Source organism: Croceicoccus naphthovorans (assembly GCF_001028705.1).
Lineage (GTDB): Bacteria > Pseudomonadota > Alphaproteobacteria > Sphingomonadales > Sphingomonadaceae > Croceicoccus > Croceicoccus naphthovorans.
The window spans coordinates 1,404,794-1,425,658 of the sequence record NZ_CP011770.1 but is presented as its reverse complement, the minus strand read 5'-3'; the positions used below and the strand labels follow the sequence as shown (position 1 = coordinate 1,425,658).

The 20,865-nt window shown below is 59.9% G+C and carries 20 protein-coding genes, 2 pseudogenes and 1 other annotated feature; of the genes and pseudogenes, 13 read left to right on the top strand and 9 right to left on the bottom strand.

What is annotated here, in order from left to right; translation table 11 throughout:
• Positions 1–14: 14 nt before the first annotated feature.
• Complete coding sequence (locus tag AB433_RS07170; RefSeq protein WP_047820498.1) at positions 15–947, top strand: 1-phosphofructokinase family hexose kinase; 933 nt, start codon at positions 15–17, stop codon at positions 945–947.
• 378 nt (positions 948–1,325) lie between these two features.
• Positions 1,326–2,554 (top strand): IS3 family transposase gene (locus tag AB433_RS07155; RefSeq protein WP_156170716.1). Its coding sequence is split into 2 segments (ribosomal slippage): positions 1,326–1,614 and positions 1,614–2,554, totalling 1,230 coding nucleotides; the frame shifts between segments, so codons are not numbered across the junction.
• Positions 1,607–1,723, top strand: a sequence feature (AL1L pseudoknot). (Overlaps the previous gene by 117 nt.)
• Before the next feature lie 175 nt (positions 2,555–2,729).
• On the opposite strand, the gene AB433_RS07150 is transcribed toward AB433_RS07155, so the two are convergent.
• On the bottom strand, positions 2,730–4,343 hold the full coding sequence (locus AB433_RS07150) for a catalase (protein ID WP_047820495.1): 1,614 nt from the start codon (positions 4,341–4,343) through the stop codon (positions 2,730–2,732).
• A 226-nt stretch (positions 4,344–4,569) separates the two neighbouring features.
• Positions 4,570–5,337: a helix-turn-helix transcriptional regulator gene (locus AB433_RS07145; protein ID WP_047820494.1), complete on the bottom strand. Its 768-nt coding sequence runs from the start codon at positions 5,335–5,337 to the stop codon at positions 4,570–4,572.
• 193 nt (positions 5,338–5,530) lie between these two features.
• On the opposite strand from AB433_RS07145, the gene AB433_RS07140 reads away from it, so the two are divergent.
• Complete coding sequence (locus tag AB433_RS07140; protein WP_245626610.1) at positions 5,531–6,199, top strand: class I SAM-dependent methyltransferase; 669 nt, start codon at positions 5,531–5,533, stop codon at positions 6,197–6,199.
• 293 nt (positions 6,200–6,492) lie between these two features.
• Here AB433_RS07140 and AB433_RS07135 read toward each other — a convergent pair whose 3' ends face one another.
• From AB433_RS07135 to AB433_RS07120, 3 genes are all read right to left on the bottom strand, one after another.
• Complete coding sequence (locus tag AB433_RS07135) at positions 6,493–6,699, bottom strand: hypothetical protein (RefSeq protein WP_156170715.1); 207 nt, start codon at positions 6,697–6,699, stop codon at positions 6,493–6,495.
• Between the two features lie 163 nt (positions 6,700–6,862).
• Complete coding sequence (locus AB433_RS07130) at positions 6,863–7,072, bottom strand: hypothetical protein (protein WP_047820491.1); 210 nt, start codon at positions 7,070–7,072, stop codon at positions 6,863–6,865.
• A gap of 493 nt (positions 7,073–7,565) precedes the next feature.
• Positions 7,566–7,979 (bottom strand): hypothetical protein, encoded by a 414-nt coding sequence (locus AB433_RS07120; protein WP_047820489.1) that lies wholly within the window; start codon positions 7,977–7,979, stop codon positions 7,566–7,568.
• Between the two features lie 352 nt (positions 7,980–8,331).
• Between AB433_RS07120 and AB433_RS07115 the strand changes: the two genes are divergently transcribed.
• Positions 8,332–10,512 (top strand): TonB-dependent receptor, encoded by a 2,181-nt coding sequence (locus AB433_RS07115; RefSeq protein WP_047820488.1) that lies wholly within the window; start codon positions 8,332–8,334, stop codon positions 10,510–10,512.
• The gene (locus AB433_RS07110) at positions 10,512–11,528 is read left to right on the top strand and encodes a PepSY-associated TM helix domain-containing protein (protein WP_047820487.1); all 1,017 of its coding nucleotides are present in this window, start codon (positions 10,512–10,514) and stop codon (positions 11,526–11,528) included. Before AB433_RS07115 ends, AB433_RS07110 begins: the two co-directional genes overlap by 1 nt.
• Positions 11,529–11,650: 122 nt before the next feature.
• Here AB433_RS07110 and AB433_RS07105 read toward each other — a convergent pair whose 3' ends face one another.
• The 4 genes from AB433_RS07105 to AB433_RS19410 form a co-directional block, all read right to left on the bottom strand.
• Entirely contained in the window at positions 11,651–12,964 is a 1,314-nt protein-coding gene (locus tag AB433_RS07105) for a class I SAM-dependent methyltransferase (RefSeq protein ID WP_047820486.1), read from the bottom strand.
• Between the two features lie 78 nt (positions 12,965–13,042).
• Positions 13,043–13,303 (bottom strand): hypothetical protein, encoded by a 261-nt coding sequence (locus tag AB433_RS07100; protein WP_047820485.1) that lies wholly within the window; start codon positions 13,301–13,303, stop codon positions 13,043–13,045.
• A 55-nt stretch (positions 13,304–13,358) separates the two neighbouring features.
• Entirely contained in the window at positions 13,359–13,625 is a 267-nt protein-coding gene (locus AB433_RS07095; RefSeq protein ID WP_156170714.1) for a hypothetical protein, read from the bottom strand.
• 206 nt (positions 13,626–13,831) lie between these two features.
• A complete protein-coding gene (locus AB433_RS19410) occupies positions 13,832–14,737 on the bottom strand; it encodes a mechanosensitive ion channel domain-containing protein (protein ID WP_156170713.1) in 906 nt (301 codons plus the stop codon).
• Positions 14,738–14,829: 92 nt separating this feature from the next.
• Here AB433_RS19410 and AB433_RS07085 point away from each other — a divergent pair, with 92 nt between their 5' ends.
• The 8 genes and pseudogenes from AB433_RS07085 to AB433_RS07050 all read left to right on the top strand — a co-directional run bounded on the left by AB433_RS07085 (position 14,830) and on the right by AB433_RS07050 (position 20,792).
• Complete coding sequence (locus tag AB433_RS07085) at positions 14,830–15,624, top strand: TerC family protein (protein WP_047820484.1); 795 nt, start codon at positions 14,830–14,832, stop codon at positions 15,622–15,624.
• Between the two features lie 425 nt (positions 15,625–16,049).
• Entirely contained in the window at positions 16,050–16,412 is a 363-nt protein-coding gene (locus AB433_RS07080) for a hypothetical protein (RefSeq protein ID WP_047820483.1), read from the top strand.
• A gap of 56 nt (positions 16,413–16,468) precedes the next feature.
• The gene (locus tag AB433_RS07075; protein WP_047820482.1) at positions 16,469–16,771 is read left to right on the top strand and encodes a hypothetical protein; all 303 of its coding nucleotides are present in this window, start codon (positions 16,469–16,471) and stop codon (positions 16,769–16,771) included.
• Positions 16,772–17,044: 273 nt separating this feature from the next.
• Positions 17,045–17,467, top strand: coding sequence for a PRC-barrel domain-containing protein (locus AB433_RS07070; RefSeq protein ID WP_245626608.1), 423 nt, complete (start codon positions 17,045–17,047; stop codon positions 17,465–17,467).
• 138 nt (positions 17,468–17,605) lie between these two features.
• Positions 17,606–17,989, top strand: coding sequence for a DUF6491 family protein (locus tag AB433_RS07065; protein ID WP_156170712.1), 384 nt, complete (start codon positions 17,606–17,608; stop codon positions 17,987–17,989).
• A pseudogene (locus AB433_RS07060) lies at positions 17,986–18,321 on the top strand (antibiotic biosynthesis monooxygenase family protein). Before AB433_RS07065 ends, AB433_RS07060 begins: the two are co-directional and overlap by 4 nt.
• A 212-nt stretch (positions 18,322–18,533) precedes the next feature.
• Positions 18,534–20,087 (top strand): annotated as a pseudogene (locus AB433_RS07055) (copper-translocating P-type ATPase); the annotation flags it as partial.
• 78 nt (positions 20,088–20,165) lie between these two features.
• Positions 20,166–20,792, top strand: a complete 627-nt coding sequence (locus AB433_RS07050; RefSeq protein ID WP_053059034.1) for a DUF305 domain-containing protein — start codon at positions 20,166–20,168, stop codon at positions 20,790–20,792.
• Positions 20,793–20,865: the final 73 nt, after the last annotated feature.

Genomic DNA, 20,865 nt, shown 5'->3' with positions numbered 1-20,865 from the left:
AGCCAACCCCGTGAATAAGACGGGTTACACTCAACCCCGCCATCGACGGAGCCTGCGAGGCCGATGTCGTGCGCCCTACGCACAAGATCCGCACCGGCAACGAACGCTATGACCCCGGCGGCGGCGGCATCAACGTAGCCCGCGTCCTCCACCGCCTTGGCGCGCCGGTCACCGCCGCCTATTGCGCGGGCGGGGCCAGCGGCGGCTTGCTGGACGACCTGATCGACCGCATCGGCGTACCGCGCCATTGCATCCCGGTGTCGGGCCAGACCCGCATGAGCCTTGCCGTGTTCGAACGCAGCAGCGGGCAGGAGTTCCGCTTCGTACCCCAAGGCCCGGAACTCTCACCGCCCGGGTGGCAATCGGTGCTCGACTTCGCCGCCACCGCCGAATGCGAGTGGCTGGTGGCCAGCGGTTCCCTGCCCCGCGGCGTGCCTGACGACTTCTACGCCCGCCTTGCCGACACCTGCGCCGGTCGAGGCGTGCGCATGGTCCTCGACACCTCCGGCCCCGCCCTTGCTGCCGCGATCGAGACCGGCGGCCTCGCCCTTATCAAGCCCAGCCTTGGCGAGTTCGAGGCGCTGACCGGGCGCAAGTTCGGCGGCCCTGCGGACATCGGCGACGCTGCGCACGGCCTTGTCCGCAGCGGCAAGGCCCGGATCGTCGCCGTCACCCTTGGCCATCGCGGGGCCGTGCTGGCGGACGAGAGCGGCTCGCTCTGCCGCGCCGGGCTGGACGTTCCGGTGCAAAGCGCGACCGGCGCGGGCGACAGCTTTGTCGCTGGGATGGTCCACGGCCTTGCCAGCGGGATGAGCACCGCCGACGCGTTCCGCCGGGGCATGGCCGCGGGCACCGCCGCCGTTCTTACCCCCGGTACCGACCTGTGCCTGCCCGCCGATATCGACCGCATGTGGGATGCGATCGGCGCCGACGATAGCTGCGGCTGAACGATCAGGAGCACGCCTCTACATAGCCCAGCACCGGCATCGTGCCGACGTGCATTTCGGTGACCTTGCCGTCCGCATCCAGTTCGAACCGCACCGCCGGGTCGCCGCTGTCGGCATTGGGCGCGGTCAGGTATGTGCCGCCTTCGATGTACTTGTGCGGGGTTTCACGAAAACCGGGAAGGTTGGCGTCGATGTCGGCGCGGGTAGAGCCGATACCGATCCCCTCTATCAGCTTTACGTCGGAGTTCTGACCAACCGAAACCCGGCGGACAGCTCCGTCCTCGACGATGGCATAGGCACCGGGATAGCTGGGCGAGATATAGACTGAACCGCACCGAGATTGCCGGAGGCTCCAACTCCTGAGTAGGATGGAGCATCATGAGCAAGACGACGAACAAATATTCTCCCGAGGTTCGCGAACGTGCGGTTCGCATGGTTATGGACAACGCCGGTGGGCATGAGAGCCGCTGGGCTGCGATCCTTTCGGTTTCCGCCAAGATCGGCTGTGCAGCGCAGACGCTGAACGAGTGGGTAAAGAAGGCCGAGGTTGATCGCGGCCAACGAGCCGGTGTCACGACCGAGACGGCAGAGCGGCTAAAGGCGCTGGAACGGGAGAACCGCGAGCTGCGTCAGGCCAACGAGATCCTGCGCAAGGCATCGGCATATTTTGCCCAGGCGGAGCTCGACCGCCCGTCCAAACGATGATCGCGTTTATCGACGAGCATCGCAACGATTATGGGGTCGAGCCGATCTGCCGTGTTCTGCCGATCGCCCCATCCACCTACCACGAGCATGTCGCGCAGCGGCATGATCCCTCGCGGCTGTCGGCCCGAGCGCGTCGTGATCAGGCCCTCAAGCCCGAGGTGCTGCGCGTGTTCGGCGAGAACTTCGGGGTCTATGGCGTCCGCAAGGTGTGGCGGCAGATGAAGCGCGAAGGCTTCGACATCGCGCGATGCACGGTGGAGCGGCTGATGCGCGATCTTGGCCTGCAGGGCGTGATCCGCGGCAAGCCCGTGCGCACGACGATCAGCAACAAGGCGGCGCCCTGTCCGCTCGACCAGGTGAACCGCCAGTTCCATGCTCCGGCGCCCAACATGCTGTGGGTATCAGACTTCACCTACGTCGCGACATGGGCGGGGTTCGTCTACGTCGCGTTCGTGATCGACGTCTATGCCCGCTATATCGTGGGCTGGCGTGTGAGCAGGACGGCTCATGCGAACTTCGTGCTGGATGCCCTGGAGCAGGCGATCCATGATCGGCGGCCTGTCCATCGGGGCGGCCTTGTCCACCACAGCGATCGTGGCAGCCAGTATGTCTCGATCCGATATAGCGAGCGCCTGGCCGAAGCCGGAATAGAGCCGTCGGTTGGCAGCGTCGGCGACAGCTATGACAATGCCTTGGCCGAGACGATCAACGGTCTCTTCAAGGCAGAAGTGATCCACCGGCGCGGACCATGGCGATCCTTCGAAGCTGTTGAATATGCCACGCTGGAATGGGTCAACTGGTTCAACAAAAGGCGATTGCTGGAGCCGATCGGCAATATCCCACCCGCCGAAGCCGAAGAACGATATTATGCCATGCTGGACGACAAATCCGTGGCAGCGTAACTCAAACCAAATAGCCTCCGGCAATCTCGGTGCGGTTCACGACCACCAATTGATAGCGGCGTGATCCGCTAAAGAGGGCGTGCCGCCAGTCCGTGTTGCAATCGGACGAGAGTCATTCTGAAGCGTTTCACCGGAGCCGGTATCGGCCTGGATGACTAATACCTAGAACAAATTGCTATTTTGCTGATTGTGGCTCGCGCAGATCTTGGTTCGCCCCCATCTGCCCCTCGCCCTTAGCGAGTGACGAGGTACTCGGAATACCCGAGTAGCCCTCGATTGATTTCGCACTCGCCATGCCGGGGGCTTCGGATTTGCCGCCGATCAGGTCTCGCGTGGCTCTCTCGATGCGGTCGCCGATATCCTTGTCGACATTGCGCCAATAATCGAAGGCACGAACAAGGATCGGTTCGCTGACGCCATCGGCCAGATGACCGGCAACGTTATCGACAAAGCGATCCCGCTGTTCATCATCCATAACCTCGCGCACCAATGCACCGGCCTGACTCCAGTCGTCGTCGTCCTCGCGGAGGGTATAGGCCGCGCGCACCATGTCGCCATCCGACATCCACGTCGCTTCGCCGCCCACCTGCGGCTCCGCGCCGGGGCCGCCATACGAATTGGGTGCATAGACCGGGTCGACCGCGTTCACCGTCCGCCCCTTACCCGCGCGCGAATAGCTGTGAACCTCGGCGTTCTTCGCCCGATTAACCGGGATCTGCTTGTAGTTGACGCCCAACCTCGCGCGATGCGCATCGGCATAGGAAAACCCGCGTGCAAGCAGCATCTTGTCTGGAGACAGGCCGATGCCCGGCACCATGTTGTTCGGTTCGAATGCAAGCTGCTCGATCTGCGTATCCCAGTCGACCGGGTTCTCGGTCAGCGTCAGCTTGCCGACCTCGATCAGCGGATAGTCGTCATGGGGCCATACCTTGGTGAGGTCGAACGGATTAATCCGATAAGTCTTCGCCTCCTCAAACGGCATAATCTGCCATTTCAGCGTCCAGCTGGGGTGGTCACCCTTGGCAATCGCCTCGAACAGATCGCGGCGGTGGAAGTCACCGTCGATCCCGGCCATGCGATCGGCTTCATCTTGCGTGAGGTGGGCATTGCCGCTCTCGGTTCCCTGATCGGTGTGCCAGTGGAACTTGACCCAGAACTTCTCACCGTCTTCGTTGATCAGCATGTATGTGTGGCTGGAATAGCCGTTCATCTCGCGCCAGTTTTTGGGGATACCACGGTCGCCCATCAGATAGGTTACCTGATGCGCACTTTCTGGGCTGAGCGTCCAGAAGTCCCACTGCATATCGTGGTCGCGCAGACCGTTATCGGCGCGTCGCTTCTGGCTGCGGATAAAATGCTGAAACTTGAGTGGATCACGAATGAAGAAGATCGGCGTGTTGTTGCCGACCATGTCAAAATTGCCATCCTCGGTATAGATCTTCACCGAAAAGCCGCGGGGATCGCGCCAAGTGTCCGGGCTGCCGCGCTCCCCTGCCACGGTGCTGAACCGGACGGCGCACTCCGCCTTGGCGCCGGGCTGGAAAATCTTTGCCCTCGTATACTTCGAAACGTCGGCGGTTGTCTCGTAGTAGCCGAAGGCCCCCGATCCCTTGGCGTGCGGTTGCCGCTCGGGAATGCGCTCACGATTGAAGTTCGCCATTTGCTCGATGAGGTAGTGGTCATTGAGCACTATCGGCCCATCGCGCCCCACGGTCAGCGAATGCTCATCGCTTTGCACGCGGATGCCTGCATCGGTCGTCGTGTATGGGCATTTGGGGGTGTCGGTCATCGGAAAGTCCTTTGCTTGCGCTTAAAACCCGAACAGTTGGGAGGACCGGTCGTTCCTTTGATCGGCGCGTTAGGCGGTGGAATGTTAGCGATTGTCGATCGCGCAACTGTCCTTGCACCCCCGTCGGTGGATGGCGGCACTGGCGCTTCAATTGTCACGTCTACCGCGCAGGCTCCGATGCAAGGCTGCGACGATGAAAATGGCTAAGTTCGCGTCCACGCCAATCTCAGACCGGGATGAGCACAACAAGCTTGTGATCCGGCCGCTCCGCAGCATTGAAAGTACATTGCTTGAAGGTCAGTTCACCCTCTTCTGGGTGGAGAAAAGTACGGATACCGCCCTCACGCGCGACTACGCCTTGCGCCTCCCATTCGTTCGCGAAGAAAGCCGATTTGGCCTTCAACTCTTCAATTATAGTCGCGAGGGCAGGATCGTTCAGGATCGAAGCGCAGTCTGCCCTGAATTCGAAGATCAGCCGCCGGGCCCGCTCCTCCCAGTCGACAATTAACGACCGGGCCGAGGTTGAGAGAAACGTAAAACGAAGTAGGTTGCGATCTTCATCGCGATCCAGCCAACCGCTGAACAAATTTTGCGCCGCGCCATTCCAGCAGGTCACGTTCCAGAGACTGTCCAACCCGTAGGCAGGGGATGTCTGCGCCGAAACCATTGCCAGCACCGAGGCAGGTGCCGGTGCCGTCGTGTCCATTGGAGCGTCAGGATCGCGACGACCGCCCAATTCGAACAGATACCGACGCTCCGCTGCGGTCAGCTCCAACGCTTTGGCCAGACGGTTCAGCGCCTCCGGCGAGACATTGACCTCGCGTCCCTGCTCGATCCACGCGCACCATGTAGTACCAATACCGGCACGCGCGGCCAATTCCTCTCGCCGCAAACCGGGCGTGCGACTTCGGCGTAGGATTCCTTCAGGCGGCATTCTTTCTCGATGCGCCCGAATGAATTTTCCGAGCTGCTTGCGCGGGTCTTCGTATTCCATAGGCATCCTTATAACAGGATAATTGCATATCTTGTAACAGGCTGACTACTGCGCTTCCATTGCGGTACAGGAGGCAATTCATATGACACGCACGCATGAAAGCGCCGTTCAGGCGCAATTTGGCGAACAGGCGCAAGCTTATGTCGCAAGTTCGATACACGCGAATGGCGCAGATCTCGACGTCTTGGCGGCGGTGGCCGCGCAAGCAAGGCCCGACCGGGCGCTCGACCTTGGCACGGGCGGCGGTCATGCAGCGTATCGACTGGCCGAACATGCCCGCCGCGTCACCGCTGTCGATCTCTCCCCAGAGATGCTCGCAGTCGTTGCCGTCGAGGCGGAGAAGCGTGGGTTGCCGAACATTGAAACTTGTACGGCGCGGGCCGAATGTTTGCCGTTCGAAGATGGCACTTTCGATATGCTCGCCTGCCGCTTTTCCGCGCACCACTGGGGCGACTGGGAGTCCGGATTGCGGGAAGCGCGCCGAGTCTTGAAACCGGGCGGCATCGCCATGTTCTTCGACGTGGTCTCGTCCGAATACGCGTCATGTGACACGCATCTTCAGGCGATTGAGTTGCTGCGTGACCCCTCACACGTTCGCAACCGAAACGAGAGCGAATGGACGAGTGCGATGGCCAACGCGGGGTTCCGTCTCAGAAAAACCGAAAAGCGGCGAATTACCATGGATTATATTTCATGGGTCGACCGAATGCGCACGCCCGAAGCGCATCGGATCGCGATCCGCTCGCTTCAGAAGTCCGCGGCGGCACAGATCCAGACGTATTTCGCGATCCAGGCGGACGGCTCGTTTTCAGTAGATGCTCTGCAGATCGAGGCCTCGGCTTGTTGCGCCCATGGCCTGTGAGAGGGAGCAATAATGAGCTGTGTGCCGACTTTCTGCTTTGGATAGCCGAGGCTGACTTATCGGGCGTTCGTACGAACAGTTCACCTGTCGCAGCCACCATTCCGGTAAGTCGGCCTCAAGCGGTCATTTGCATCTTTGGCCAGCGCCGCATCCAACATGGCAAGCAGGTCGACGGTGCAAGCAGAAACTAAGCACCGCACCGCGTCGTCGATCGGTGTTGTCCGTCGGATGACAAATCGCCTTGTGTGGACATCCGGTAGCCGCACCGCGTGAGCATCTTGCTTGGCAGAGGTCTATGAATCCACCAGCCATACGCCATCGGCTTGCGCATTCTGGCTCAATTTGCAGACAAGTTCATCGCCTTGCCAAAGTTCCGCATGATATCCGGTATCGTGCGTACTCAGGACGTTGAGTGCACCTGATGCGTCCTCCGCTTCGAACCTGATCGTCTCGTGCTTGCCGGTTCTATCGTCGGAAAGTTCAATGCGAAACTTCTCCATGATCTCCGATCCTTTCTTGCAGAACTTGATCGCAAGCGCAGGAAATGCCGACTCGCGACGGTACCCGTCAGGCCAGAACATATCATATTGACGCAGCCCGTTCGCAGAATCAAGCGAGCTGGGCGTGAAGCCCGATAGGTTGAACGTGCATCTTTGAAGTCTCTCAGCCGCGGGTCCAGCCCTTGGCAGCCATGCACCGATCCAAGGCAGCCTCGCGCCCAACCTGTTCGGGGATCACGTCCACCTGCGTATGGCAGTCTGCAAGCGCCTGATCGAAAGGCTCCGCGCCAGAACCTGTCCAACCGGGATCAGTGGTGGCACAAGCGGTCAGCAGAGCGATCGCAGAAAACCCGCAAGCCGGACGAACGATCATCCCAACGACTCCCTGAAAACCGAAGAACTAATCTTCTGGTATCAGCCGCGCAAGCAAGCACGTTTCGGGGAGTACGGACCGGTAAGGCTCGATCAATGGTCGCGAAAGCACCGATGACCGAAACTGTCATTTTTCAAAGCAATCGGACCGTAGACTTACCTGAATCCGGCTGCTTATCACTCCTCGGCAATGCCAAGACAATCCGAAGACAATCACACGAACGAATGGTTGCCGATCAGCATGGCGCCAAACATGAAGCCGCTTTGGACCTATAGTGCAAAGTACAGCAAAGGCGGAAGGCATGCCTATCAGGACCTGACCGGTCGCTGGCGCGGTATCAATGCCAACGGTACAGATGGCGAACTTCCATCGGATCCGACGCACTTCCAATATCTCCCGGCCCCGCCCGATGCTGAGGATCGGAAAACATAGAGCTTCTATCCCACTGAAGCTGGGAAACTGTCAGTCGTGAAACGCCCGAATGCGGGCACGCTCAAACGCTGGTCGTTGGCGCGGGGGAGCGGCGGCTTGGCCTCCTGTTCAGCGCATAAAAAACGCCACTCGCGACGATGCTCGCGACGATAACAGGTTCCATATAGGTCGGAGGAAACCAGTCTCCATAAAGAACTGTCATGTAGGCAGTGGCCCAAACGATTATGGGGCCAGCAATGCAAACCATAACGATGTGCTTGTTGAGCAACTCTGGGAACAGCAAAAACGCCAGCAGCACCGCAAATGCCCAAGGCGAGGCAAGGAATGCGCCCAGGAAAATCCCTTCGAACGCAGTTCCAGCGACCGGTAAACCTGAGATTTGAAATGCAACCCAGCACGATGCGACAACAAGGCCCGCGGCGCGGGCAACGAAGCCACGCTTGATCAGCGTCATTCTGAGTGACAGATCGGCCATGGCCCAAGATGCGCTCGAACGTGGCGGAAGGCAATCATCCGCGTTCGCGCTAGCCCAGACACCGACGCGGTCCTGAACCGATTGGCCGCACTTGAGCCCAAGGTACTGGCCTGCATGCACGGTAGCGCATGGCGCGGTGACGGCAGGGCGAAACTGAAGGATCTGGCTGCCGCGCTGGAGCAGTGAAAGCGAACGTCGGCTGCTATCGCAGCTTATCCCGAGCAATTTTGGAAATCGCCGCACCCTTCCGGAAGTGGGACGTCAGCTTTCGGCACCGCGGTCCGGAACTTAGACACACTGTTGCAATCCATTCTCATTAGCCTTAGTGGCCCTCCCGTTCAGAGGAGGAAACATGCGTATCAGTCAGCTTTTCGTGTATTCGGCGTCGGCTCTAGCCCTGGCGGCACCAGCAATCGCACAGACGGCAGACCAGGCGAATGCCGCAAGTCAGGCAACGAAGGATGCCACGTCAGACATCGTAGTGACCGCCGCACGAACGCAATTGCCGGTCAGCGCTCTTCCCCTGACGATTGACGTGATCGACGCCGAAACCCTGGACCGGCAACTGGTCATTTCTGGTTCGACGGTAGATGCCGTATCGGCCCTCCTGCCATCCTTCTCTCCGACGCGCGAAAAGTTGAGCGGCGCGGGTGAAAGCCTGCGTGGCCGTTCACCTCTCTATGCGATCGACGGTATTCCTCAGTCGACGCCCGTTCGTGACGGCTCGCGCGACGGCTACACCATCGACCCGTTCTTCATCGACAGAGTCGAAGTGATCTACGGATCGAACGCCCTGCAAGGCATTGGCGGAACCGGCGGCGTCGTCAATCAGGTCACTGTCCCCGCACCGAAGGCCGACGGCATGACCGTTCGTACCCTGCTGCAGGGAACGGCAGCAGATGGCTTCGATGGCGAAGCGCTTGGCGGCAAGGTTGCCGCACTGGCCGGGTGGCGCAGCGGGGCGCTCGATGCCTCTGTCGGTGGCGCATTTGAACGACGCGGAGCGTTTGTTGACGGCGCAGGAAATCGCATCGGCGTCGATGGTACGCAGGGCGAAATTCAGGACAGTGATAGCTGGTCGGTTTTCGGACGGATCGGCTATCAGCTTTCGCCCGATGCCCGCATCGAACTGATTGCCAATCATTTCGAACTGGAGGGTAACAACAACTACGTCATCGTTCCCGGCGACAGGAGCGCGGGCCGACCCGCGTCCAGCACGAAAGGCGAAACGCCGGGCGATCCTCCTTCAAACAAGGCGGACATGCTCTCGCTTTCGCTCACCGACAGCGAACTCGGCGGCGGCGCTTTCACCTTGCAAGGGTTCTACAACCGCACGCAGGACACCTTCGGCGGCGGCACCTTTGCCACGTTCCAGGACCCCGATATCGATCCGACCGGACAACTGTTCGACCAGTCGGCCAACAAATCACGCAAGATCGGCGGCAAGGTCAGTTACGAAAGGTCCGTCCCCGGCTTTGACGATCTGGTTGTCACGCTGGGCTTTGACGCCTTGATCGACAAAACCGAACAGACCCTAGTCCAGACAGGCCGCGCATGGGTGCCCGAAACCGAATTTCGCAGCTACGCGCCGTTCGCTCAGGCGAACCTCAAGCTTGCCGACGGCCTGGTGCGCCTTGCGGGCGGACTGCGCCATGAGGACGTGAAACTGAAGGTCGCCGACTACGAAACATTGGCCTCCTACGGCGCGACGGATGCAAGCGACATCTCTACCTACGAACCCGTCATCGTTGGGGGCGGCAATCCGTCTTTCAGCAAGACGCTGTTCAACGGCGGCGTCATCGTCGAGCCGATTGACGGCGTTCGCGCCTACGGCAGCTACGCGCAGGGCTACACGATCGCCGACGTAGGCCGCATTCTGCGGGGGATTACCGAGCAGGGCGTCGATATCGACAACTACCTCTCGCTCGAACCGGTAATCTCCAACAACCGGGAACTGGGTGCCGAGGTCGAACGCGGTCCGGTGAAGGCGAGCGCAAGCTACTTCTGGTCTTCCAGTGAGCTTGGATCGCGACTGGTACTGACCGGAGACGGCATTTTCGAGGTCGTGCGCGCTCCGGTTGAGATCGAAGGTCTGGAGCTCAGCCTCAAGACCAGAACACCCGTCCCCGGTCTGGACGTATCCGTCGCCTACAGCCACCTCATCGGCAGGACCGATGACGACGGCGACGGCGTGCTAGAAGCCGAATTGGACGGAGCCAATATCTCGCCCGACCGCCTCAATCTGGCCGCCGACTACGCCCAGGGCCGTTTCAGCGCACGGGCACAGGCACGCTTCTATCTTTCTCGCACGTTCAAGGGGCAGGTGCCCGAGAGTGCATTCGACGGGTACACGCTGCTCGACGCCTATCTCGGCTATCGGACCGGGTTTGGCCTCCTCTCGCTGGGTATCCAGAATGCTCTCGACGAATATTACCTGACCTACGACAGTGATACCGTGCGGACATTCGACAACTCCCGCTATTTCGCAGGGCGCGGGCGCACATTTACGCTTTCGCTGCAAAGCGAGTTCTGATGGCCTTGTTGGCCACGTTGCACCGATGGGCCGGAGCGACGATCGGATTGATCCTGATCGTCATGGGCCTGTCAGGCATCGCGCTGATCTGGGAGGGTGAGTGGATCGGTCTGCCAGGCGCGGATACGCCTATAGAGGCTTCACCGTCCAGTCTCGCACGGACGGTAAAGGTGGCATCGGCGCATCACGATGGCCTGACCCGCATTACCTTCGCCAGCGACGAACTAGGGCTGCATCAGGCGGCCTACAACGACGGAAGCGGCGCCTACTTCGATCATACCGGAGCGGTCGTCGATCAGTGGGGCAGCGTTTGGGGCCGTCCCGAGTTGTGGATCTTCGATCTGCATCATTATCTCTTTGCCGGTGAGGCAGGCGAGATCGTCGTTGGCATAGCGAGTATCGCAGGTGTCCTCTTCGTTGTTTCGGGCGCGATCCTGTGGTGGCGCACGCGCAGGACATTCTCTTTCCGGCTCTGGCCCAAGCGCATTTCGCGAAGTGCCATTATTCGCCAGCATCGCGATCTCGGCATTGTCATGACACCATTCCTGTTGCTGACAATGTTGACGGGCAGCGCCATGATTTTTGAGCCAGTCTCTGCAGCCATCGTCGCTCCCTTGCCGGAACGGTCCTCGCTATCCCGGACACTCGAAGCCCGCCTGACTCCGGACGACATGTCTGGATTCTTCGACATTGCCGGACGCAATTTCCCGGACGCGGAAATCCGCAGACTTCAGCTATCGGATGAGGGGGCGACATTGCGCCTGCGCCAACCATTTGAATGGACCCCTAATGGCAGGACGTATGTGCGCATTGCCCGATCCGGGACCGTCACTATCGATGCACCCGACGGCACGTTCGACCAGCAAAGCGTCAGCGAGAAATTCTATCCTCTCCATTCCGGTAAAGTCGGCGGTCCCGGTTGGAAAATCGTTCTCACGATAACCGGCCTGAGCCTTATCATTCTGGGAGCGCTGGCCAGCCTCAGTTTCTGGACATTGCGAAACATTAATCGTTGAGGCTCTCAACTGATCGCTGACAAGAATCCCCTCCGGCCTGGTGGTGATTTGAACTGCTTTCGGATCAGCTTCAGTCGCCGGGCCAATCCATCAGATGCAGTCTGGAACAACCTTTTCAGCATTTACAACGCTACGGCAGTAACGCCCCTTGCTTGCAACGAAGCCATTGTCGACGCCAAGAGCAAGATTCGCGAAGTTTCGACTTCTCCTGTCAGCGCATAAGCAAATGGCCCGGTTTCCCAATAGGCAAGGTTTCGATTTTCCCTGCTTTCAGTGAGTGGGGCGGCTTCTGCCGGAGTCTCTGCGCGGCGTGCGTAAAGGACCACTCGCTCCAGTCGATCGGTATAGAGTACCAGCGCGACAGAGTTTCCTCCATCCGAGGGGAACACCTGCACATCTGCCAGACGCCATGACGTGGGGATGCCCGGCAGGACAATCCCCAACGATCTCGCAATTTCCGATCGATCGAGAACGGCAGTCTCGACCTGCGATTGCATGGCCTCGCGGACCAAGCTTGTCGAATACGATGCATTTGCCTCGTCCACAAAGCTCGCTGCATAGGCCGGTCGGGTCAGATTTTCGACCAGATCGTGTGCTGCCCATCCCATTGCCAGCAATGCCAGTGCCGCAGCTGCTCGTCGCCAGCCTGACGAGCTTTTTCGGCCAGCCCGCTCAGGGAAAGCCAGGACTTTGCCAAGCTGCATCTTCCGGCCCTGCAACGTTCCCTTGCTGCCCCCCGGCAGACGTCTGAACCCGATGTCCGGCCAACGCTCTGTCCAGCGCCGCGCAACGATACGCTCACCGGGCCGCGCGGCATCGTCAAGGAGTATCACGCCGCCGGGGGAAAGACGATCGAAGAGGGTTTCTGCGGCACCGCGGACAAACGGGTGGATGGCCCAAGGGGGACCATCGATGATCAACAGGTCTATCGAGTGGGGAACGTCCGGAAGATCATACCACGCGCCGGGCCAATCCCCTATTCGGGCTCGAAGCGGCGCGTGTTGGATATGGGCTCGTACCCCGAAATCATCGAGCCAATCGTTGGTGGCCGACACGAACTGGGCATGCTGGTCAAAGCTGTGCAGACTGCCGCCGCCGTTCATCTGAAGGGCCCTTGCACAGACGAGCGTCGACGCCCCCGCGCCCAATTCGACTACGGTTCTGGGGCGCTGCGCTTCGATGGTATCGACTATTCTATGCAGAAAACTGGTGTCTGCCTTCCAGCTTCCCAGATTTGGAAGTGCATCGTCCGGAAGGTTCAGTCGGTTCAGCAGCCGCCGCTTGCTGGCCTTCGAACCACCCCAAAGACTGTAGAGGAGCCATGGCCATCCGATGGCGCCATACAGTAGGCGATACGCGCTGTCCGACCAACCCGCTTCGTAGGTCTCGCACTCATCACGCAACGCTCGAAGCGCCGTAGTTTCCCTCGAAGTCATACAGGCAAAACTCCGCGATCGTCACCACTGCGATCATGACCGATAGATGGCCCGGATCACTTACAGGGACAATGGCAATCAATAAGATGCAATCGCGATCAGGACATCCAACCCGATCAGCCCCGCAGCGAACAGGTACGTATATCTGGCAACCGGCGGCATTCCTCTACGTGACCCGCTCTGCCAGACATATGCCAGAGCGGCCCAGCACACGAGCGCAAACACGATTGTCAGACCGAGCAAAATTGCGGGGTCTACAAAGACCAGTGCTACGACGACACCGGCGATTATGTTCAGGCCGTAAATAGCCAGCGCGGTCGCGGCGTGCCAAACCGCCAATAGAATTCGTTCAGGAAGCATGTTGCCTCGGCGCAAATTATGCCGCTCGTTGCTTTCACAGAGAACCGTCTTGGTCCAGCAGACGTCTCTTGCGTTTTCGCCGGAAGTGACTTGGACGGCGTAGCCCCATGTCGGAAAGTTCGCCGATACGCGGCCAACGCCGCTTGATCCGCACATATGTCCGCTTCGCCACCTTGATGTGTCGCAGCGAAAGCCCCACGCCCGCCGCCAGTACGAATACGCCCCCGGGGCCGGGCAACAGGCCGACGATCGGCGAGACGACGATGAGCGCCGGTCCGAGAACAACAAGATGCAGGCGCACCCGTCCGCCTCGCCCGGACGACGGCCGTGCCGGCCTTTCATTCATCTTCGCCAAAGCCGAAATTAGACGGTACGACCATCACTTGCATCTGTCCGGAGCTAACAAAATAATTGCGGTCGCCCTCGCGCCTTCAGACCACCTGAAAGTCATGGAGGCGCTTGTTGCAAATTTCGATTCCAGGCAACGCGAAACAGGTTGGCGCGCGGCTAGATCACCCCTTTTTGCGGCGGGACGCTTCCGCCGCTCGTGGTTTTTGCGATGGTGTCGTCTGCGTCGCTTTCGCACCTGTCTCGCAATCCGTGAGCGAGATTGCCAACGGCACAGATCACAGCTTGCTCGGTTTGCCCCACCAGATTCGGGGTGACCGGAAATTTGATCTCCACACGATACTTGCCGATGTCGCTGGTGCTGAGGGCAACCTCGACCCGGTCTGTTACCTTGCCTCCACCCTCTCCCATGACCGCGAGAACAGCTTTCCGGATTTCGCTTTGAGCAGCGAAAAGGTTGCCTTTCGGCTCGAACGTCAATTGAATCGTGTGCCGCAACTGGCCCGCAACTGCGGCCTCTACCCGAAGCGGTGTTCCGAACAGAAGACTGTGAGGCAGGATCACTTCGCGTCCCGTTGCCAACATCGAACCTTCGCGCCTTTCGAACTCGGCCAGTCTCGTCACCAGCAGGTTATGGTCCAGCACCTCACCGCGCGTTCCGCCTAGTTCGATAAAGTCGCCGACCGCATAGGCCCGGGTAAAGGTTCGCAGGGCCGACCCCGAAAGACAGAGGATCAGTTCCTTCATCGCCACGACAACCGCGACGGCAAATGCCGTTAGCGAAAGCGCGAAGGTTCGGAGTTGCGGCGCCCAGATCATGATGAGGCCCACGAGGGCCACGAGCATCAGGAAGTTCCGCGTATTTGCCGACCAGCGCCTGACGATAGGTTGGGTCAGGTCGCCTCTCTGGCGAAGGGCCCGGCTCAATATGAGCTGAATCGCGGCCAATATGGTCAGCAACGCGATCGAGGCGAGAACATCAGAGCTGTAGAGTTGCTGTGTAACGCTGTTTGGCATGTCTGGTCCGGCTGATCTGCAGATGTGCTGAATGACGGTATCGCGCAATGCTTGCAAACCACGATTTACGACGACAATGATATGAAGCCGTTGGCGGCAGACGGATTGTCGTCATTTCAGATAGAAACTAGGTGCATCGAATGGATTTGCTGGCCCTGCTCACCGACCCCGCCGCATGGCTGGCGCTGCTCACACTTATCGCGCTCGAGGTCGTCCTTGGGGTGGACAACCTTATCTTCATCGCCATTCTTTCGAACAAGTTGCCGGCGGAACAGCAAAGCCGCGCGCGGCGGATCGGTTTGTCGCTGGCACTTATTATGCGCATCGGATTGTTGATGTTGATCGGCTGGATCGTCACCTTGCAGACGCCGCTTTTCGATCTTGGCATCAGCGGAGCACCGAACGAGTACGGCGAGACCACGTTCGAAACTGCCTTTTCTGGACGCGACCTCATCCTACTGGCGGGCGGACTCTTCCTTCTGTGGAAGGCCACCAAGGAAATCCACCACTCGATGGAGCCAGCCGATAACTCGGGCGATTTGCTGGACAAGACACCGGGCGTCGGTGATGCGGTCAAGGCAAGCTTTGCGGCGGTCATCGCGCAGATCATTGCCATCGACCTTGTCTTCTCGGTCGATTCGATCCTTACCGCGGTTGGCATGACCGACGAAATCCCGATCATGGTGACGGCCGTCGTGATCACGGTTTGCGTTATGATGGTTGCGGCCGATCCGCTGGCCCGCTTCATCGAGAAGAACCCGACGCTGGTGATGCTTGCTCTCGCGTTCCTTGTGATGATCGGCCTTGTCCTCATCGCGGATGGTTTCGGCTTCCACGTGCCGAAGGGCTATATCTACGCGGCGATGGGCTTTTCGGTCGGGGTCGAGATGTTGAACATGGTCCAGCGAAACCGGCGACTAAAGAAAGCCGCATAGTGGGATAGGGTTAAGCTCCTCGATTGGGCGCAGCGAAGCGGCGATCGGTAGATGGAGCCTGTATCAATCGCAGCATGTATGAGTGGGCCGACAAGAGACGGTCGAATGTCGGGGTCTGAGCACGAAAAGCCGCCCAGGCACCCAATTGCGTTCGAAAGAATCAAATCAAGATTGGCATAATGAATCGCGTCGAGGCGGCAGGGCAGACATCGCATCTCTGGCCGTTTTAGGCCTGACAGGTCAGATCAGCTGTAACAGTGGCGAGATAGTCGCTCCCAACGCAATCGGCGCTTGATCGGCGGTCAGCACGGTATAATGCTGTGCGCCGTCTTACCAATGGATCGCTAAACAATGCCGAACCCTGCCCAGCATTGCCGAGGCAACTGCGCTCGCCGGCGTGGTAGCGCGACGAAGTCGTAATTGCCGTGACTAGCGTCAGACCCGGCGCGGTAGCGCGCCTGTTGCATCCGCTGCTGGCCTTCGCGCTGCTGATGATCAGCGCGCAATCGGCGCATGGCCTTGCCCTTACCGACAGGCCGGTAGTAGCGGGCCACACAGGGCTTTCCGCACTTTCGGTTTCTGCGCCCGACTGCATCCTCGCCTCGGTCCGGGCGGAAGTGGCGTGCCGGATCGTGCCTCTGCCGAGCGGGCCGGTCCCCAGCACAGTCGGAATCTTCGCGCGCACTCCGCTTGCGGCCCCAGTCGTTCGCATCGTTCACGCCGCGTGCCCCGTCTTGCCAACGCGGCATCGCCTGCGCCCACCGCTGCGCGCACCGCCTGCCTGCTGAAGCCAAACGACCGCGCCCCCTGCGCGGTCTGTTTCCTCCAGACAGGATCTACAGAGATGACCGATACTATCGCGGCCCCCGCAGGGGCCGGAACCCGCACGCGTGCCGAGCAACTTCTGGCCCGCTACCCCGACCTTGCCGAGACCGAACTAGCCGAACTTCTCGCGCTGTTCCGCAAGAAACTAACCGCCATGGATCAAGCGATGATCGCCAGCGAGGAGCATCTTGCCCGGCAATATACCGCATTCAAGCGTGATCACATCAACCGCTTCAATCTGCACGACCTGCGAAATGCGGGCCTGTTCGTGCTGATTGTCGTGGGACCGATCGTAGCGATCGCTTTCTACTACGCTGGCTAATCGTAACCGGATATGCGGGGTCGGGATCACCGGCCCCGCATATCTCGCGCGCTAAAGTCCACGAGCGGGATTAGTCCCGAGACGCCTTGCTCCGGCTTTCCCGCAACCCTTTGAGGAATTCGCGGATGCCGTAATTGCGTTCTTTCGGAACCGATTGCCTGCTCATGCATCATTCCAATGTAGGATGGCGCGAAAGATGCTGCCGTCGCTGCTACATTGGCTACGGCGCAGACCAAACCGGAGCATCCGCCATCATTGTCGCAGGAGGACAAGGTGGTTGACACTACAGAAATGAATGACGTGGTAAGTCCTACCACGAAGAACCTCGATGATGCCCGTCGTGAGATCGGCAGGGACGAGGGCCATAACCTCATTGCGTCCGACAGGGTGGAAGGGACCAACGTCTATCGTCCAGATGGCGAGAGGATCGGGCGCATTCGCCGCTTCATGGTCGGGAAGAGGACCGGCCAGGTCGAATATGCCGTCATGAGCTTCGGCGGCTTTCTGGGAATGGGTGAGGAGTTGCGCCCCGTTCCATGGGAAGCACTGGATTACGACGTGAACAAGGGAGGCTACATCGTGTCCGCGGAAGAGGATGCGCTGCAGAACAGCCCATATATTCGCGAAAATTCAGAGCCTGCATGGGACCGCGCCTATGGCATGCATGTCTACGGCTATTGGGGCATCCCTTACTGATGGACGCTTTTCGGCTCGGCGCGCACATGGTGCTGGGCCGACGCGAGGCCCCACGATTGCTGTCTGACCAACAGGTGGGGCCGGAGGCGGTCGTTGATCGGCCGCCTCTTTGCGGTTGGGCAATGGAAAGGAAACACAGTGTCTATTCGTTCGCTCGGCATCGTAACCACGTTGGCTTTGGCCGGTTGTGCCTATTCCCAATCCGATGATGTCGCGAGCCAGTCGTCACCAGCCGGGTCGCGAGACTGCTTCTTCTTGTCGCAAGTCAGCGGATTCAACGATGCTCCTGATATCGAGCGCGGATCGGACCGCATTTACGTTCACACCGGACCTAGCGAGACCTACTTGTTCGAAACGTTCGGTAGCTGTCCCAACCTCAATTATTCGGAAACGATCGCCTTCGACCAGAACGGTCCCGGCCAGATATGCCGGGGGATCGACGTTGATCTGCTGGTACCCACCAGCATCGGCGTGCAACGCTGTCCGGTGCGAATGATCAGCCGGGTTCCGGAAGACGAATGACATTCGTCGCGGCCTACTGGTGGCGGGTCAAGCCGGGAAAGGAAGAGCAGTTCCGAAAGGCCTGGTGTCGCGGAGCCGAACATATCAGGCAGCGCTATGGCTCGCTAGGATCACGCCTTCACCGAGACGATATGGGCCGCTTTATCGGTGTTGCCGAATGGCCCGACAGAGACACCTGGCAGCGGGCATAAGACGCCAAGATGAAATACGATGACGCGGCATCGCGGGCGGCCTTCGTCGAGGCTCTCGAGGAGTGGGCCGATGAGCCACTCTTGTTGATGGAGGCCACGGATGACCTGGTCGACCGCATTCGCAATGATCCGACCACATAATGGAGAGTCCTGGATGTCATTGCAGATGCAGCTTGGCGAATTGCCTCATTTCGCCAACAAAGCCGTAATTCGTGTCGCCTTGCATCGTCGTTAAAACTGGTCATTCGTTCAGGCGGTGAATTACGGCACCTCCTGGGCCGGTTGCTGACGGTCCGCTATTGAATACTGTGACAGACAAAGCTGCCTTGCTACTGATGATCTCCGTATGGGGCCCGTCTCTCAAGATCTTCGGCACCAGTGACGAGCGCGAAGTGTCGCTCGATCAGTTGGTCAGCGGCGACCTGCTCCGCGTCCGTCCGGGCGACAAGGTGCCGGTCGATGGCGAAGTGACCGAGGGGGCGAGCGCCATCGACGAATCCATGATCAGCGGTGAGCCGCTGCCCGTATCCAAGCAGGCTGGCGACAAGGTGATCGGCGGCACGGTAAACCAGACGGGCGGCTTCGTGATGCGCGCCGACGCTGTCGGCAAAGACACCATGCTGTCCAAGATCGTCCAGATGGTCGCCGAGGCACAGCGCAGCCGGGCACCGATCCAGCGGCTGGCCGATCAGGTCGCGGCCTGGTTCGTGCCTTTGGTGGTCGTGATCGCGGTCGTTACCTTCATCGTCTGGGCAATCTGGGGGCCTTTCCCGGCGCTGGCCTATGCGCTGGTCAACGCGATCGCCGTTCTCATCATTGCCTGTCCATGCGCTCTTGGCCTCGCAACGCCGATGTCGATCATGACCGGGACCGGCAAGGGCGCCCAGAACGGCATCCTCATTCGCAACGCCGAGGCGCTCGAGACCTTGGAAAAGATCGATACCCTTGTCGTCGACAAGACCGGCACGCTCACCATGGGCAAGCCTGATCTGGTCGCGGTGACGCCTCGCGATGGGCTGGACGAGGCGGTATTCCTCGCTGTCGTATCTGCGGTCGAAGCGGGCAGCGAGCACCCCCTCGCCCATGCCATCGTCGAAGGCGCGAAGGCGCGCGGCGTGACTTTCGAGGCTGCATCGGTTCTGGCCTCGACCACCGGAGAGGGTGTCGAAGCGCGAGTGGGATCGCAGAACGTCGCCATCGGCAATGAGAAGCTGATGCGCCGGCTCGGCATTGATGATGCGGATTGGCTTGGCTCCGCAGACGCGGGCCGCTCGCAGGGTCACACGGTGATGTTCGTCGCAATTGATGGTGCGCCGGCGGGTCTGATAGCAGTTGCCGACCCGATCAAGCCAACCAGCGCGGCAGCCATCCGGGCGCTGCACGAGCGTGGGATCGAAGTGGTCATGCTGACAGGCGATAGTCGTGCCACCGCCGAGGCCGTGGCCCGCCAGCTCGGTATCGACGAGGTTGAAGCCAACGTCTCGCCCGAAGACAAGCATCGTAAGGTCGAGGCTCTCAAGGCATCCGGCAAGCGCGTTGCGATGGCGGGTGACGGCATCAACGACGCGCCCGCGCTGGCTGCGGACGTCGGCATTGCGATGGGCACCGGCACCGACGTGGCGATCGAAAGCGCCGGCGTCACGCTGGTCCGCGGTGACCTGACCGGTGTCCTTCAGGCCATCGTCCTGTCGCGTGCCACCATGCGCAACATCCGCCAGAACCTGATGTTCGCATTCGGTTACAATGCGCTCGGCATCCCTGTGGCAGCGGGCGTGTTGTTCCCCGCCTTTGGCCTTCTTCTCAATCCGATGATCGCGGCTGCGGCGATGAGCCTTTCTTCGGTATCGGTCATTGCAAATGCCCTGCGGCTGCGCGGGCTCAAGCTTCCGAAGCTAGCTAGTTCGTAGCGCGTTCGGGAAACCTCCCCGGTCGTGGCCGGTTATTTGTCCGAACGCGATTCAAATTGGCGAAACAGGAGGATCGGCATGGCCGGAACACATCATTCAGATCACCAGCACAACCACGTTGGCGGCGGCAATTACTGGCGCTTCATGGCGATGGTTGCGACCTCGACCGCGATCATGTTCGGCCTGATGTATCTCAACACGTTCGAGCTCGATCATGTATTCTGGAGCGAAACGCGTTTCTGGATGACCTTCGTGATGGGCGGCATGATGATGATCGTCATGCTCCTTTTCATGTGGGGCATGTACAAGGACAAGACGAAGAACATCGTCATCCTTGGCGTTGGCGCGCTGGTGTTCGCGGTGGCTCTCTGGCTGGTTCGCAGTCAGGCAACCATCAACGATGAAGAGTACATGTCGGCAATGATTCCGCATCACTCGATCGCCGTCCTGACGAGCAGCCGCGCCGAGATAACCGACCCGCGTGTGCGTAAGCTGGCCGATTCCATCATCGAGGCTCAGGTAAAGGAAATTGCCGAAATGGAACTGCTGCTCAAAGACATCGAGAAAAACGGGGAGATGGGCGACGGCACACCGCTTTCCGCACGGACGACCGATCTAACGCCAGAACTGCTGCAGAAGGCTGCGAACGCTGTCGAACGTCCTATCGGCCCCGAAGTGCGTGACGAGGTTAAGATGGGCGAGTAAGACTCACCGAGATCGATTGGTTCAGATGGCTAGTCACCGGTTAGCTAACTCGGTGCGCGAAGTCGATATCAGT